The sequence below is a fragment of the Comamonas sp. E6 genome (genome assembly GCF_001010305.1).
Taxonomy (GTDB): domain Bacteria; phylum Pseudomonadota; class Gammaproteobacteria; order Burkholderiales; family Burkholderiaceae_C; genus Comamonas; species Comamonas thiooxydans.
Genome location: NZ_BBXH01000020.1, coordinates 44,812 through 59,410, shown reverse-complemented (window position 1 = coordinate 59,410; position 14,599 = coordinate 44,812). Strand labels below are relative to the sequence as shown.

At 61.0% G+C, this 14,599-nt stretch carries 15 protein-coding genes; 9 read left to right on the top strand and 6 right to left on the bottom strand.

Annotated features, from left to right (window positions below):
• The first annotated feature begins 21 nt into the window (after nt 1-21).
• On the top strand, nt 22-462 hold the full coding sequence (locus tag CSE6_RS18005) for an SDR family NAD(P)-dependent oxidoreductase (protein ID WP_059441150.1): 441 nt from the start codon (nt 22-24) through the stop codon (nt 460-462).
• Nucleotides 463-501: 39 nt separating this feature from the next.
• Here the strand turns inward: CSE6_RS18005 and acnB are convergent, their stop codons facing one another.
• The 5 genes from acnB to CSE6_RS17980 form a co-directional block, all read right to left on the bottom strand.
• Nucleotides 502-3,087 (bottom strand): bifunctional aconitate hydratase 2/2-methylisocitrate dehydratase, encoded by a 2,586-nt coding sequence (gene acnB, locus CSE6_RS18000; RefSeq protein WP_003063559.1) that lies wholly within the window; start codon nt 3,085-3,087, stop codon nt 502-504.
• Between the two features lie 97 nt (nt 3,088-3,184).
• Nucleotides 3,185-3,757 (bottom strand): hypothetical protein, encoded by a 573-nt coding sequence (locus tag CSE6_RS17995; RefSeq protein WP_059441149.1) that lies wholly within the window; start codon nt 3,755-3,757, stop codon nt 3,185-3,187.
• Nucleotides 3,758-3,788: 31 nt separating this feature from the next.
• Nucleotides 3,789-4,793: a CoA ester lyase gene (locus CSE6_RS17990; RefSeq protein ID WP_034356844.1), complete on the bottom strand. Its 1,005-nt coding sequence runs from the start codon at nt 4,791-4,793 to the stop codon at nt 3,789-3,791.
• Nucleotides 4,790-5,614, bottom strand: a complete 825-nt coding sequence (gene tam / locus CSE6_RS17985; protein ID WP_034356847.1) for a trans-aconitate 2-methyltransferase — start codon at nt 5,612-5,614, stop codon at nt 4,790-4,792. Before tam ends, CSE6_RS17990 begins: the two co-directional genes overlap by 4 nt.
• Nucleotides 5,615-5,628: 14 nt before the next feature.
• Nucleotides 5,629-6,618 (bottom strand): malate dehydrogenase, encoded by a 990-nt coding sequence (locus CSE6_RS17980; protein WP_003063568.1) that lies wholly within the window; start codon nt 6,616-6,618, stop codon nt 5,629-5,631.
• A 230-nt stretch (nt 6,619-6,848) separates the two neighbouring features.
• On the opposite strand from CSE6_RS17980, the gene CSE6_RS17975 reads away from it, so the two are divergent.
• The 8 genes from CSE6_RS17975 to CSE6_RS17940 all read left to right on the top strand — a co-directional run bounded on the left by CSE6_RS17975 (nt 6,849) and on the right by CSE6_RS17940 (nt 13,489).
• Entirely contained in the window at nt 6,849-7,640 is a 792-nt protein-coding gene (locus CSE6_RS17975) for a GntR family transcriptional regulator (RefSeq protein WP_012839254.1), read from the top strand.
• A gap of 146 nt (nt 7,641-7,786) precedes the next feature.
• On the top strand, nt 7,787-8,212 hold the full coding sequence (sdhC, locus tag CSE6_RS17970) for a succinate dehydrogenase, cytochrome b556 subunit (RefSeq protein WP_003063573.1): 426 nt from the start codon (nt 7,787-7,789) through the stop codon (nt 8,210-8,212).
• Between the two features lie 41 nt (nt 8,213-8,253).
• Entirely contained in the window at nt 8,254-8,619 is a 366-nt protein-coding gene (sdhD, locus tag CSE6_RS17965; RefSeq protein WP_003063575.1) for a succinate dehydrogenase, hydrophobic membrane anchor protein, read from the top strand.
• Between the two features lie 33 nt (nt 8,620-8,652).
• Entirely contained in the window at nt 8,653-10,458 is a 1,806-nt protein-coding gene (gene sdhA / locus CSE6_RS17960; protein ID WP_034356849.1) for a succinate dehydrogenase flavoprotein subunit, read from the top strand.
• Between the two features lie 27 nt (nt 10,459-10,485).
• Nucleotides 10,486-11,190, top strand: coding sequence for a succinate dehydrogenase iron-sulfur subunit (locus CSE6_RS17955; protein ID WP_003053210.1), 705 nt, complete (start codon nt 10,486-10,488; stop codon nt 11,188-11,190).
• Entirely contained in the window at nt 11,190-11,483 is a 294-nt protein-coding gene (locus CSE6_RS17950) for a succinate dehydrogenase assembly factor 2 (protein ID WP_003053208.1), read from the top strand. The genes CSE6_RS17955 and CSE6_RS17950 overlap by 1 nt, the downstream gene beginning before the upstream one ends.
• Before the next feature lie 30 nt (nt 11,484-11,513).
• Nucleotides 11,514-12,824, top strand: a complete 1,311-nt coding sequence (locus CSE6_RS17945; protein WP_003063579.1) for a citrate synthase — start codon at nt 11,514-11,516, stop codon at nt 12,822-12,824.
• Nucleotides 12,825-13,084: 260 nt separating this feature from the next.
• Nucleotides 13,085-13,489, top strand: coding sequence for a nuclear transport factor 2 family protein (locus CSE6_RS17940; RefSeq protein ID WP_238585735.1), 405 nt, complete (start codon nt 13,085-13,087; stop codon nt 13,487-13,489).
• A 23-nt stretch (nt 13,490-13,512) separates the two neighbouring features.
• Here the strand turns inward: CSE6_RS17940 and CSE6_RS17935 are convergent, their stop codons facing one another.
• Nucleotides 13,513-14,508, bottom strand: coding sequence for a quinone oxidoreductase (locus tag CSE6_RS17935; protein WP_034407103.1), 996 nt, complete (start codon nt 14,506-14,508; stop codon nt 13,513-13,515).
• Nucleotides 14,509-14,599 lie beyond the last annotated feature (91 nt).

The window sequence follows — 14,599 nt, the reverse complement described above, 5'->3', positions numbered from 1 at the left end:
TCACCTGAGTAAGAAGCGCCCATGAACCCTAGCCAAGCATCTGGCTCCGCCAAGGAAACCGCCTTCGTCACCGGAGCCGCTTCGGGCATCGGCCTGGCCGAAGACGGCTTTCGCGTCGCACTTCTCGACCAGAACCCGGACGCGATCTGGAAAGCTGCCGCATCGCTACAAGGCGAAGGCTGGGATGCCATCGCCCATGCTGCGGACATCCGGGACCGCCCGGCCATCGCGGCTTCGCTTTCCGCCGAGGCACGGATCGACGTCATGGTGTGCGCCGCGGGCATCGCCCCCATGCACTCCTTCCTGGGCATCACCAAACAAGACCTTCACACCGCGGTCAATGCCAGCCCGCTCGGTACCTTCATCTGCTGCGAGGAAGCCACACGGCGCATAAAGTCCAACGACCGTCTCACCGCTCGCAAGAAAGAAGCCCGCAGGACTTGCATCCTGCGGGCTTCTTAGCAAGACCCTTGAAGGCCTCGATTTCTGGTGCCTAGACGCTTAGATCTTGGCAGCCACTTCAGCGTACTCGGCGATTTCGTTGAAGTTCATATAGCGGTAGACGGAGGCCTTGTCGGCATCGATCACGCCCATTTCCTTCAGATACTCTTCCTTGGAAGGCAGATAACCCAGACGCGAAGCGATGGCTGCCAGTTCGGCCGAGCCCAGATACACGTTGGTGTTCTTGCCCAGACGGTTGGGGAAGTTACGAGTGGAAGTCGAGATGACAGTCGCACCTTCACGCACTTGAGCCTGGTTACCCATGCACAGCGAGCAGCCGGGCATTTCTGTACGGGCACCGGCAGTGCCGAAGGCAGAGTAGTGACCTTCCTTGATCAGCTCGTCCTGGTCCATCTTGGTGGGAGGAGCCACCCACAGCTTGACGGGGATGTCGCGCTGGCCGCCAAGCAGCTTGGCTGCGGCGCGGAAGTGACCGATGTTGGTCATGCAGGAACCGATGAAGGCTTCGTCGATCTTGGCGCCGGCCACGTCAGACAGGGTCTTGGCATCATCAGGATCGTTCGGGCAGCAAACGATGGGTTCCTTGATGTCGGACATGTCGATTTCGATGACGTGAGCGTACTCAGCGTTCTTGTCGGCTTCCAGCAGGTCTGGCTTGGCCAGCCAGGCTTCGACCTTTTCGATACGGCGCTGCAGAGTCTTGGCGTCGGCGTAACCGTCAGCGATCATGTTCTTCATCAGAACGATGTTCGATGTCAGGTATTCCTTGATCGGCTCGGGGTTCAGCTTGATCGTGCAACCGGCGGCAGAGCGCTCGGCAGAAGCGTCGGACAGCTCAAACGCTTGTTCGACCTTCAGATCTGGCAGGCCTTCGATTTCCAGGATGCGACCCGAGAATTCGTTGATCTTGCCGGCCTTGGCCACGGTCAGCAGACCTTGCTTGATGGCGTACAAGGGAATCGCGTGCACCAGATCGCGCAGAGTCACGCCAGGCTGCATTTCGCCCTTGAAGCGCACCAGCACGGATTCGGGCATGTCCAGAGGCATCACGCCGGTAGCGGCGCCGAAGGCCACCAGACCGGAGCCTGCGGGGAAGGAGATGCCGATGGGGAAACGGGTGTGCGAGTCGCCACCGGTACCCACGGTGTCGGGCAGCAGCAGGCGGTTGAGCCAGCTGTGGATCACGCCGTCACCAGGACGCAGGGCCACGCCGCCACGGTTGCTGATGAAATTGGGCAGTTCGCGATGGGTCTTCACGTCCACGGGCTTGGGATAAGCCGCTGTGTGGCAGAAGGACTGCATCACCATATCGGCGGAGAAGCCCAGGCAGGCCAGATCCTTGAGTTCGTCGCGGGTCATGGGGCCGGTGGTGTCCTGCGAACCCACGGTGGTCATGCGAGGCTCGCAGTAGGTACCGGGGCGCACGCCCTGACCTTCGGGCAGACCGCAGGCGCGGCCGACCATCTTCTGGGCCAGTGTGAAGCCGGCCGTGGAAGCGGCAGGAGCCTGGGGCAGACGGAATTCGGTGGATGCGGGCAGACCCAGGGCTTCGCGAGCCTTGGCGGTCAGCGAACGGCCGATGATCAGGTTGATACGGCCACCGGCTTGCACTTCGTCCAGCAGCACGTCGGACTTGAGCTGGAAGTCAGCCACGGTTTCGCCGTTCTTGACGATCTTGCCAGCGTAGGGCAGCACGTCGATCACGTCGCCCATTTCCAGCTTGGAAACATCGACTTCGATGGGCAGAGCGCCAGAGTCTTCTTGCGTGTTGAAGAAGATGGGAGCGATCTTGCCGCCCAGAGTCACGCCACCAAAGCGCTTGTTGGGAACAAAGGGAATATCCACGCCCGTGCCCCAGATGATGGAGTTGGTGGCGGACTTGCGCGAAGAACCGGTACCGACCACGTCACCCACGTAGGCAACCAGATGGCCCTTCTTCTTCAGGTCTTCGATGAACTGCATGGGGCCGCGCTTGCCGTCTTCTTCGGGCTTGAACGCCGCGTCGGGACGCGTGTTCTTGAGCATGGCCAGGTAGTGCAGAGGAATATCGGGACGGCTCCAGGCGTCGGGAGCAGGCGACAGGTCATCGGTATTGGTCTCGCCGGGCACCTTGAAGACGGTGACGGTGATCTTTTCCTCGACCTTGGGACGCGAAGTGAACCACTCGGCATCGGCCCAGCTTTGCATCACTTCCTTGGCCTTGGCATTGCCGGCCTTGGCCTTGTCGGCCACGTCGTTGAAGAAGTCGAACATCAGCAATGTCTTCTTCAGCGCGTCGGCAGCCACGCCAGCCACTTCGGCATCGTCCAGCAGCTCGATCAGAGGGTGAACGTTGTAGCCACCCACCATGGTGCCCAGCAGCTCGGTGGCCTTGGCCTTGGAGATGAGACCCACCTTCAGGTCGCCGTGAGCCACGGCAGCCAGGAAGGAAGCCTTGACCTTGGCTGCATCATCCACACCGGGCGGCACGCGATGGGTCAGCAGATCCATCAGGAATGCATCTTCACCAGCGGGTGGGTTCTTGATCAGCTCGATCAGGTCTGCGACCTGCTTGGCATCCAGAGGCAGCGGGGGGATGCCCAGTGCGGCTCGTTCTGCCACATGGTCACGGTAGGCTTTCAACATGGGTTCTCTCCAATGGTTTTTTGAAAAAGGCTGCGCGTGGAGCGCGAATTACAGGACTGGCGCATGTGCGATACGCCAGTCCTCAGCCTCGCCAGACTTATTTGCTGTCCAGCAGGCTGGGAGGTGGGTTCTTGCGGATGGCTTCGGCCACTTGCTGCTGCTCGGGGCTCATACACTCATCCGCCAGACGCTGGCCGGCCTTCTGGTTCATCAGCATGGACTTGTTGGCGATCTGCAGCCACACGGCACCGGCAGCCTTGTCTTCCAGGCGCACGGTGCCCGTGGAAGTCTTGACGGGAGACATGTGGTACTTGAAGCCACGGCCGTCCACGATGAAGTAACCGGGGTTGGCGGTGTCGGCATTCACATTCACATAGGCACCAAGCTCGCAGGCAATGCGGCCCTTGTGCACGCGCTCGGCCACGGCCAGCTCTTCCGTGCCCAGTGCGGCGGAAGCCGGGCCGGCGGCCACGGCGGCGGCAGCACCCGCGCCACCTGCAGCTACGGCAGCGGCAGCCTTGCCCTTCTTGGAAGTAGTGGTGGCCTTCTTGGCGGCGGGAGCCTTCTTGGCGGCGGCCGCCTTGGACTTGGGAGCGGTTTCTGCCACGGCAGAGTGGCTGATTGCGACCAGGGGAGCGGCAATCATCAAAGTGGCGATCAGGGTCTTCATAGGAATTAGCTCCTGCAGACTTGTTATGAGTTCAACGGATTGAGGCCGGGGCAAACCAGGGTTGAACTTCAACCGGCAAGACCTGCCCCGTCTGGTGAGCGCGCTCCAGCAACTGCCAAAAATAGCGGTAGCTCGCGCGGTCGTGTAGTACACCACCAAAACTGATGGGCGCCCAATTCTGCACCGCTGCAGAGGTAAGTATTTGTGCCGCCTGTAGAACTTCGTCCTCTGCTGGCGCAAATGCACGCAGAATCGGGCGAATCTGGTCAGGATGGATGCTCCACATGCGTGTGTAGCCGAGCTCACGCGAGGCTTTTTGCGCACAAGCCTGCAAAGCTTCAGGATTCTTGAATTCCGTGACCACGCAGTGCGAGGGCACCTTGCCGTGGGCATGGCAGGCTGCCGCGATCTCGAGCTTGGCACGAACGACCAAGGGATGCTCGAACTGGCCCTGTGCCGTCATGGCGGAGGCCGGGATGGCGCCGCCGTGAGCCGAGACAAAATCCATCAGCCCGAAGGAGATGCTTTGCACGGCCGGGTGCGCGGCAATGTCGAAGGCCTGCTGCACGGCAGCAGGAGACTCAATCAAGACATGTAGCGGCACACGCTTGTCTGTCGCGCGCTGCAGGGCTGCTTCGGCCTTGATGACGTCATCCACCGACTCCACCTTGGGAATCATGATGTGGCAGAGCTTGTCCGCCGCGCCGCCGGCAATGATGTCCATGTCTGCCTGGAAATGAGCATGCTCCACCGCATGCACCCGGGCCGCCACGCGCGCGCCTTGAGCAGCTCCATTCGCCAGCTCGACCACCAGGCGAGCGTGCTCGGCCTCCTGGCCGACAGGAGCGCCATCCTCGCAGTCCAGCGTCACGTCGAACACACAGGTGCCGAACTCCTGCATCATCTCTGCCTGCAACTGCAGGCTTTTGCGCATGCGCGCTTCCACGCCGCTGTAGTGATCGCAGACGGGCAGACGCTGAGCGCCACCCTGAGCATCGAGCAGCACGGTGGCGGGATGAACCAGTTCTTTCGTCATGACTTGCGCTGAGCCACCATGAAAAGTCGGGGAAAAGCCAGCAGACGCTTGCCGTCGGCTCGCTCCGGATACGCCGCATCGATGCGGCTTTGATACTCGGTCAGATACTCGGCTTGCAGCTCCCGGGGCAAACCTTCCACGAAAGGCTTGAGGCCCGTGCTGCTGAGCCACTGCACAATCGCTGCGGCCGAGTCCATGGGATGCTGGTAGACGGTGTGCCACACATCCACGCTCGCAGCCTCATTGGCGGGAGCCGCCGGCTGGGGCGCTGCCAGCAGGTCGTAATACACCCCTATGGGCAAAATTTCGGTACGCACCTTGCTCGCGTCCCCGATGTGCGCCACAAACCGGGGCAACTGGGCGACTTCGCGCATGTTTCGGTGCGAGGGTTCCTGACGGTTGTCAGGCATCTGCACGGCCAGCACGCCACCGGGCGCCAGCAACGAAAACAGACGGGGAATCAGGCTCTCATGCTCGCCCACCCACTGGATGGAGGCATTCGCATAAATCAAATCAGGTGCTGGCTCACCTTCAGCAGGTGCCCAGGAGGCAATATCACCGGCCTCGAACCTGGCCTGCGGCAACTGCCTACGCGCAGTCTCCAGCATGGCTTCGGAATTGTCGACACCGAGCACATCGGCGCCGGGAAAACGTTCCACCAGAAGTTCGGTGGAGTTGCCCGGCCCGCAGCCCAGATCCACGATGCGGAGGCTGCGAGCGGGTGAATGCAAGCTGGAAGGTACTCTTGCCAGCAGTTCTGCCGCAGGGCGCGTGCGCTCATTGGCAAAGCGCAGATATAGCGCAGGGTTCCAGTCTTGCATAGGTTTTGCGCTGATTACAGCAGGTGCTTGACGCCGTCCTGCTCGCCTTGCAGCTCAGCCAGAGTCTTGTTGATGCACTCTTGCGAGAAGGCGTCGATTTCCAGACCTTCGACGATCTTGTATTCGCCGTCAGCTGTGGTGGTCACGGGGAAACCGAACACGATACCGGCGGGGATGCCGTACTCGCCGTTGGAAGGCACGCCCATGGTGACCCATTCGCCGTTGGAGCCCAGGGCCCAGTCACGCATGTGATCGATGGCAGCGTTGGCAGCCGAAGCAGCCGACGACAGACCGCGAGCAGCGATGATGGCGGCGCCGCGCTTGCCCACGGTGGGCAGGAACACGTTGGCATTCCATTCCTGGTCGTTGATGGCTTCCTTCACGGACTTGCCGTCCACGGTGGCGAAGCGGTAGTCGGCGTACATAGTGGGCGAGTGGTTGCCCCACACGGTCAGCTTCTTGATGTCGCCAACCTTGAAGCCGCCCTTGGCAGCCAGTTGGGAAGCAGCGCGGTTGTGGTCCAGGCGCAGCATGGCGGTGAAGTTCTTGGCGGGCAGATCGGGAGCCGACTTCATGGCGATGTAGGCATTGGTGTTGGCGGGGTTGCCGACCACCAGAACCTTGACATTGCGCGAAGCCACGGCGTTCAGAGCCTTGCCCTGGGCGGTGAAGATCTGGGCGTTGGCAGCCAGCAGGTCAGCACGTTCCATGCCGGGGCCACGAGGACGGGCACCCACCAGCAGAGCGTAGTCGGTGTCCTTGAAGGCGGTCATGGGGTCGGCGTGGGCTTCGATGCCGGCCAGCAGGGGGAAGGCGCAGTCTTCCAGCTCCATGATCACGCCCTTCAGAGCGTTTTGAGCCTTTTCGTCGGGGATTTCCAGCAGTTGCAGAATAACGGGCTGATCTTTACCCAGCATTTCGCCAGAGGCGATGCGGAACAACAGGGCGTAACCGATTTGGCCAGCTGCGCCGGTAACGGCGACACGGACGGGCTTCTTGCTCATGGTGAAACTCCAAGATTGGAAAAAATTGAGATGTTATGGGCGCCAGGTTGCACCAGCGTAACCACCAGTAGCGCAAGCTCCGCAAACATGCGGCAAGTGTACTGCTGAAATCAAAGCCCGGTCAATTTGTCTTATGTCTTATATAAGATATGATCTTCACTTAGCGACCAGAGTCAAATCGACTGTTTTTTGTGCATCGCATCGCGGAGGCGATACCTTCAAAACCAACTATGCCCAGCCCCCACAACACAGCCCCGGACAACAACGCCAGCCATAGCGGTGGTGCCGGCGTCTCCACCCCAGCCTTCAGCCCTCTGTACCAGCAGATCAAGGGCCTGATCCTGCAAAGTCTGGAAGCTGGCGAATGGCGCCCCGGAGAACTGATCCCCAGTGAAATGGAGCTGGCAGCACGCTTCAAGGTCAGCCAGGGCACGGTGCGCAAGGCAATCGATGAGCTGGCTGCCGAAAACCTGGTCATGCGCCGCCAGGGCAAAGGCACGTTTGTGGCCACTCACGCCGCCCAACAGGTGCAGTACCGCTTTCTGAATCTGCGCCCCGATGCTGGCGACCTGCAGGGCGAAGGCCGCGCAGAGCGCCACATCCTCGAGTGCCGCCGCCTGCGCGCGCCTGCCGAAGTGGCCCGCGCCCTGGCCCTGCGCACCGGCGACGCCGTGATGCATGTGCGCCGCACCCTGTCCTTTGCTGCAATCCCGACTATTTTGGAGGACATCTGGCTGCCTGGCAACGCCTTCAAGGGGCTGACGGCCGAACAGATGTCCAACTACCAGGGCCCCACTTACGCGATGTTCGAGCTCGACTATGGCGTGCGCATGGTGCGGGCCGACGAGAAAATTCGCGCCGTTCTGCCGGATGCCGAGCAAGCCCAGTTGCTGAACATTCCCAGCACCACGCCACTGCTCAGCGTGGAGCGAACTGCTTACACATACAACGATGTTCCCATGGAGTTACGACGCGGCCTGTACCGCACCGACACCCATCATTACCGCAATGCATTGAACTGAATCCCCCCGTAAAAGCGTTGATTGCAACAGAACCCAATCATCTGCTATGCAAATTCGGCTAACGGATTCTGCTGCATTGCAATAGAATTTTGTGTCGCTTCGCACTAGCGATTACAACGCAGTTACATCCACGAAAGTACCCTGCCATGACAGAGCAAAAAGCAAAACAGCGGCCAGAGTTCCGCAATATCAACTTCTTCTCGGACCTACCGACCTATCGCCTGCCCCTGGCAGGCATTGTGTCCATCTTGCACCGCGTCAGCGGCCTGCTGATGGCGATCCTGCTGCCGTTCATCATCTGGATGTTCGACAACTCGATCTCGTCGGAAATTTCGTTTGATTCCTTCACGTCGGTATTCGCAGGTCCCTTTGGCTGGTTTGCCAAGCTCGTCTGCCTGGCACTGATCTGGGCCTATCTGCACCACTTCTGCGCAGGTGTCCGCCATCTGGTGATGGACGTGAACCACCACGCCGTGAACAAGCAGACCGGCAAGTCCACCGCCGCCGTCGTTCTGTGCATCAGCGTTGCCCTGACCGTGGTGCTTGGCGCCAAGCTGTTCGGCCTGTACTGATCAGCGCCCAGTCAATAACACCTCACGATAAGGAAACAACCATGTCCGTGAATTACGGCTCCAAGCGCACCGTTGTCGGTGCGCACTATGGCACCCGCGACTTTCTGGCTCAACGCTCTACCGCCGTCCTGATGGCGCTGTACACCGTTGTGCTGCTGGTGCGCTTTCTGACGGTCGGCGGCCCCGTGGGCTACGAGCAGTGGGCCGGCATTTTTGCTCCCCAGTGGATGAAGTTTCTGACCCTGGCCCTCTTCGTGGCTCTGGGCTGGCATGCCTGGATCGGCGTGCGTGACATCTGGATGGACTACGTCAAGCCCGTGGGCCTGCGCCTTGCACTGCAAGTGGTCACCATTGTCTGGCTGGTCGGCTGCATCGGCTGGGGCATCCAGGTTCTGTGGCGTCTCTGATTGAGACACAGTCTCCACGATTGAAGGTTAAGAATGAGCTACTCCAAAGCAAATATCACCAAGCGCAAGTTTGACGTCGTGATCGTCGGTGCCGGCGGCTCCGGCCTGCGCGCTGCGCTGGAACTGTCGCGCGCCGGTCTGTCCGTCGCCTCGCTGTCCAAGGTTTTCCCCACTCGCTCGCACACTGTGGCCGCTCAGGGCGGCGTGTCCGCTTCGCTGGGCAATATGAGCGAAGACAACTGGCACTATCACTTCTACGACACCATCAAGGGCTCCGACTGGCTGGGCGACCAGGACGCCATCGAGTTCATGTGCCGTGAAGCGCCGAACGTCGTGATCGAGCTCGAGCACTTCGGCATGCCTTTCGACCGCAATGCCGACGGCACCATCTACCAGCGCCCCTTCGGCGGCCACACAGCCAACTACGGCGAAAAGCCCGTGCAACGCGCCTGCGCTGCCGCTGACCGTACCGGTCACGCCATGCTGCACACGCTGTACCAGCAGAACGTCAAGTCCAAGACCAACTTCTTCGTGGAGTGGATGGCGCTGGACCTGATCCGCAACACCCAGGGCGATGTGGTCGGCGTGACCGCACTGGAACTGGAAACCGGCGATCTGTACGAGCTGCACGCCAAGGCCGTGCTGCTGGCCACCGGCGGCGCCGGTCGCATCTTCCAGGCTTCGACCAATGCCTTCATCAACACCGGTGACGGCCTGGGCATGGCTGCTCGCGCCGGCATCCCGCTGCAGGACATGGAGTTCTGGCAGTTCCACCCCACCGGCGTGGCCGGTGCCGGCGTGCTGCTGACCGAAGGCTGCCGCGGCGAAGGCGCTATTCTTTTGAATAGCGAAGGCGAGCGCTTCATGGAGCGTTACGCTCCCACGCTGAAGGATCTGGCACCGCGTGACTTCGTGTCGCGTTCGATGGACCAGGAAATCAAGGAAGGTCGCGGCTGCGGTCCCAACAAGGACTACATCCTGATGAAGCTGGACCACCTGGGTGCCGAAACCATCCGCAAGCGTCTGCCTTCCGTGGAAGAAATCGGCCACAACTTCGCCAACGTGGACATCACCAAGGAACCCATTCCCGTGGTTCCCACCATCCACTACCAGATGGGCGGCATCCCGACCAACATCAACGGTCAGGTCGTGGTCTGGGACGGTCAGCAGAACAATGTGGTCAACGGTCTCTACGCCGTGGGCGAATGCTCGTGCGTGTCCGTGCACGGCGCCAACCGCCTGGGCACCAACTCGCTGCTGGATCTGCTGGTCTTCGGCAAGTCTGCCGGCAAGCACATCGTGGAATTCGTCAACGGCTTCGGCGCTCACCACGAAGTGCCCGCCGATGGCGCCGACCGCACCCTGGCCCGCCTCAACCAGCTGCAGGACTCCAAGGACGGCACGTACGCCCAGGACGTCGCTGGCGAGATCCGTCAATCCATGCAGACTCATGCTGGCGTGTTCCGCACGCAAAAGAGCATGGACGAAGGCGTCGCCAAGATCAACGCGATCCGCGACAAGGTCGGCTCCGTGACCCTGAAGGACAAGTCCATGGTGTGGAACACCGCTCGCATGGAAGCCCTGGAAGTGGACAACCTGATCGAAGTGGCACAAGCCACCATGACCTCGGCCGCAGCCCGCAAGGAATGCCGTGGTGCACACACCGTGTACGACTACGAGCACCCTGCCGACCACGCCGAATTCCCCCTGGGCCGCAACGACAAGGAATGGCTCAAGCACACCCTGTGGGACAGCGCGACCAACAGCCTGACCTACAAGCCTGTGAACCTCAAGCCCCTGACCGTTGCCAGCGTTCCTCCCAAGGTCCGCACGTTCTAATTCAGCAGCCCACGAGAGAAGATCAAAATGAAGCGCACATTCAAAATCTACCGCTACGATCCGGATAAAGACGCCAAGCCCTACATGCAAACAGTGCAAGTGGAGCTGGACGGTCACGAGCGCATGCTGCTGGACGCCCTGGTCAAGCTCAAGGCCATGGACCCCTCCATTGCCTTCCGTCGCTCCTGCCGTGAAGGCGTGTGCGGCTCCGACGCCATGAACATCAACGGCAAGAACGGCCTGGCCTGCCTGACGAACATGAACACCCTCAAGGGCGACATCGTTCTCAAGCCCCTGCCCGGCCTGCCCGTCATCCGCGATCTGATCGTGGACATGACCCAGTTCTTCAAGCAGTACCACTCGATCAAGCCCTACCTGCAAAGCGATGTCTACGCATCGCCCAGCAAGGAGCGCCTGCAGTCGCCCGAAGAGCGCGAAGAGCTCAACGGCCTGTACGAGTGCATTCTGTGCGCCAGCTGCTCCACCAGCTGCCCCTCGTTCTGGTGGAACCCCGACAAGTTCGTGGGCCCGGCCGGTCTGCTGCAGGCTTACCGCTTCATCGCGGACAGCCGCGACACGGCCACGGGCGAGCGCCTTGACAATCTGGAAGATCCTTACCGCCTCTTCCGCTGCCACACCATCATGAACTGCGTGGACGTGTGCCCCAAGCACCTGAACCCCACCGCAGCCATTGGCAAGATCAAGGAGCTGATGGTTCGTCGAACCGTCTGATGCTGATGACGAATACTCTGCTCGACGAACGTGAGCGCGACCTGCTGAGGTGGCGCAGCCGCCGTGGTCTGGTTGAGAACGATCTGTTCATCGAGCAGTTCTTCGCCACCTACGGAAGCCAGCTCACGCGGAGACACGCGACTGGCCTGTCTGCCTTGATGGATCTGGCAGACAACGACCTGATGGATCTTTTCTTGCGTCGCAAGGAACCTGAAGGACAACTCGATACCCAAGAAGTCAGGGAAGTGCTGGAGATGGTGCGCAAGCGCCAGCCCGGTAACTGTCCCCAGTAGGCTAGGCAAACTAGAGAAGGAAGTTTGGAAATGAAACTCGCTGACAACAAAGCAACGCTGTCTTTCAGCAATGGCGCTCCCAGTGTGGAAATGCCGGTGTACCAGGGCAATATCGGCCCGGATGTGATCGACATCCGCAAGCTCTATGCCCAGACTGGCATGTTCACGTATGACCCAGGCTTCCTCTCTACCGCCGCCTGCCAATCCGCCATCACCTACATCGATGGCGACAAGGGCGAGCTGCTGTACCGCGGCTACCCCATCGAACAACTGGCCAAGAACTGCAACTTCCTGGAAACCTGCTACCTGCTGCTGTACGGGGAACTGCCCAACGAGAAGGAAAAGGCCAACTTCGAAGAGCTGGTGACCAAGCACACCATGGTCAACGAGCAGATGCAGTTCTTCCTGCGCGGCTTCCGTCGTGACGCTCACCCCATGGCCGTGCTGACCGGTCTGGTGGGCGGCATGTCGGCCTTCTACCACGACAGCACCGACATCACCAACCCAGAGCACCGCAACATCGCTGCGATCCGCCTGATCGCCAAGATGCCTACGCTGGTCGCCATGGCATACAAGTACGGTATGGGCCAGCCCTACATGTACCCCAAGAACGACCTGTCGTATGCCGGCAACTTCATGCGCATGATGTTCGGCAACCCTTGCGAAGAGTACAAGGTCAACCCCGTGGTTGAGCGCGCTCTGGACCGCATCTTCATCCTGCACGCCGACCACGAGCAGAACGCTTCGACCTCCACCGTGCGTCTGTGCGGCTCTTCGGGCACCAACCCCTTCGCCGCCATCTCCGCTGGCGTGGCCTGTCTGTGGGGCCCTGCCCACGGCGGCGCCAACGAAGCCTGCCTGAACATGCTGGAAGGCATCCAGGCCAATGGCGGCATCGAAAAGGTCGGCGAGTTCATGGAACAGGTCAAGGACAAGACCAGCGGCGTGAAGCTGATGGGCTTTGGCCACCGCGTCTACAAGAACTACGACCCCCGCGCCAAGCTGATGCAGGAAACCTGCAACGAAATCCTGGCCGAGCTGGGTCTGGAAAACGATCCCCTGTTCGCCCTGGCCAAGAAGCTGGAAAAGATTGCTCTGGAAGACGACTACTTCGTCCAGCGCAAGCTCTACCCCAACGTGGACTTCTACTCCGGCATCGTGCAGCGCGCCATCGGCATCCCCGTCAACCTGTTCACCGGCATCTTCGCTCTGGCCCGTACCGTGGGCTGGATCGCTCAGCTCAACGAACAAATGGCCGACCCCGAGTACAAGATCGGCCGTCCCCGCCAGTTGTTCACCGGCTCCGTGTCGCGCGACGTCAAGCCTATCGCTCAGCGTTGATCGGCACACCCAGGCCCGGATTTCCGGGTCTCAGGGTGGCAAAAAGCCCGCAGACTGCAAAGTCTGCGGGCTTTTTTACGTGCCCCCCGATCTCAGCTTTGGTAAAACCATAGCTGGTTACGCAAGACACAGGTCGATTTCAAGTGTGAATCATCTCAGTATCCATTGATACAAGGCGCTAGCCGCTATAGAAATTTATAAATCGATCCACATCAGAAATGCGGAGCGAGCCCGGAATCGGCTCTTCTATACTGGTCTTCATGCACGCAAAACGACAACGCAATCTGGAGCTGGCCCATGCCGTGCTCGACTGGAACCAGCGCCACCTGAGTCGTCACACCACGCTGAGCCGCGAGCAGGTGGCCGAATGCTTTGCCGAGCAATTCGTGGTCGAGCCCAACGGCCGCCACTATGCAGCGGACCTCGAGAGCTATCGCGAGTTTCTCGAAGGCATGAAGCAGGACATGGAAGGCATTCGCTACGACATCCGGCACACCACGGCCGACGAAGACTCCGTGGTCTTTTCCATGGATGTCTGCATCACCAAGGCAGATGGCGGCGCCCAGCACTTTGTCGCCATGCTGCTCATGCGTTTTGACGAGCACGAAAAAGTCAGCCTGTGGCACGAGGTCTATCTGCCACGCCCTCAAGCCGGCGCGCAATAAGACCGCACCGCAGACCACTCCCGTCAGGGCACGAGCAAAATCGGCTGCTGGGCGCCATGCGCCTCCAGCTGCCGGTGGGCCTGCGCCGCATCGGCCAGCGCAAACTCCTGCGGCTCACCCATGCGGAAATGCTTTTTGCGCAGCGCCTCGAACAGGCGCGCGGCCATGGCATCGCGCTCTCTGGGCTTTTTGACGAAGTGAAACACCATGGGCCGGCACACGCTGTTCGACTTCGCGGCCAGACGCGCAATCTCCAGCGGCGGCACCGGACCGGAAGACTGCCCGTACATCACCAGCTGGCCGCCGATGCCCAGACTGGCCAGCGAGGCATCGAAACTGTCCTTGCCCACGCCGTCATAAGCCACATCCACGCCTTCGCCGCCGGTCAACTGCTGCACACGCACAGCCACATCCTGGGCGCCCACGCCGCGATAGCGGATCACCTCCACGCAGCCGGCCTGGTCGGCCTTTTTTGCCGTGGCATCGCTGCCTGCCGTGCCGATCACCATGGCCCCCAACTGCGTGGCCCACTGGCTCAGAATCTGCCCCATGCCGCCACCGGCGGCCTGCACCAGAATCCGCGATCCCTGGCTTACCCGAGCCACCCGGTGCAGCAGCACATCGGCCGTCAGCCCGCGCAGCAGGCTGGATGCGACCAGCGCATCGCTGAGGTCATCGGGCACGGCAATCAGCTCGTCGCCCGCAATCACGCGCTCGGCGGCGTAGATGGCATAGGCGCCAGAGACATAGCAGACCCGGTCGCCGGGCCTGAAGCGAGTCACGCCTTCTCCCACTTCTGCTACCACCCCCACGGCTTCGATGCCGGGCGTGCCCGGCAGCGCCAGCGTCTTGTAAAGCCCGGAGCGCACATAGATATCGTGAAAGTTCACGCCAATGCGCGTGTGTCGCACGCGCACCTGTCCAGCCGTCAGCGGCAGCGAAGCGACCGAGGCGATCTGCAGAACCTCGGGGCCTCCGTATTCCGTCATGACAATGGCTTGATGCGTGATCTGACTCATGGCTGATGCTCCTTGCGGGTTGTAATCCTGCGAATGTAGCCTGGGCCGCGCTTGTCCCTGCGCCTCGCTGCGACGCGGCAATTCCCGCACA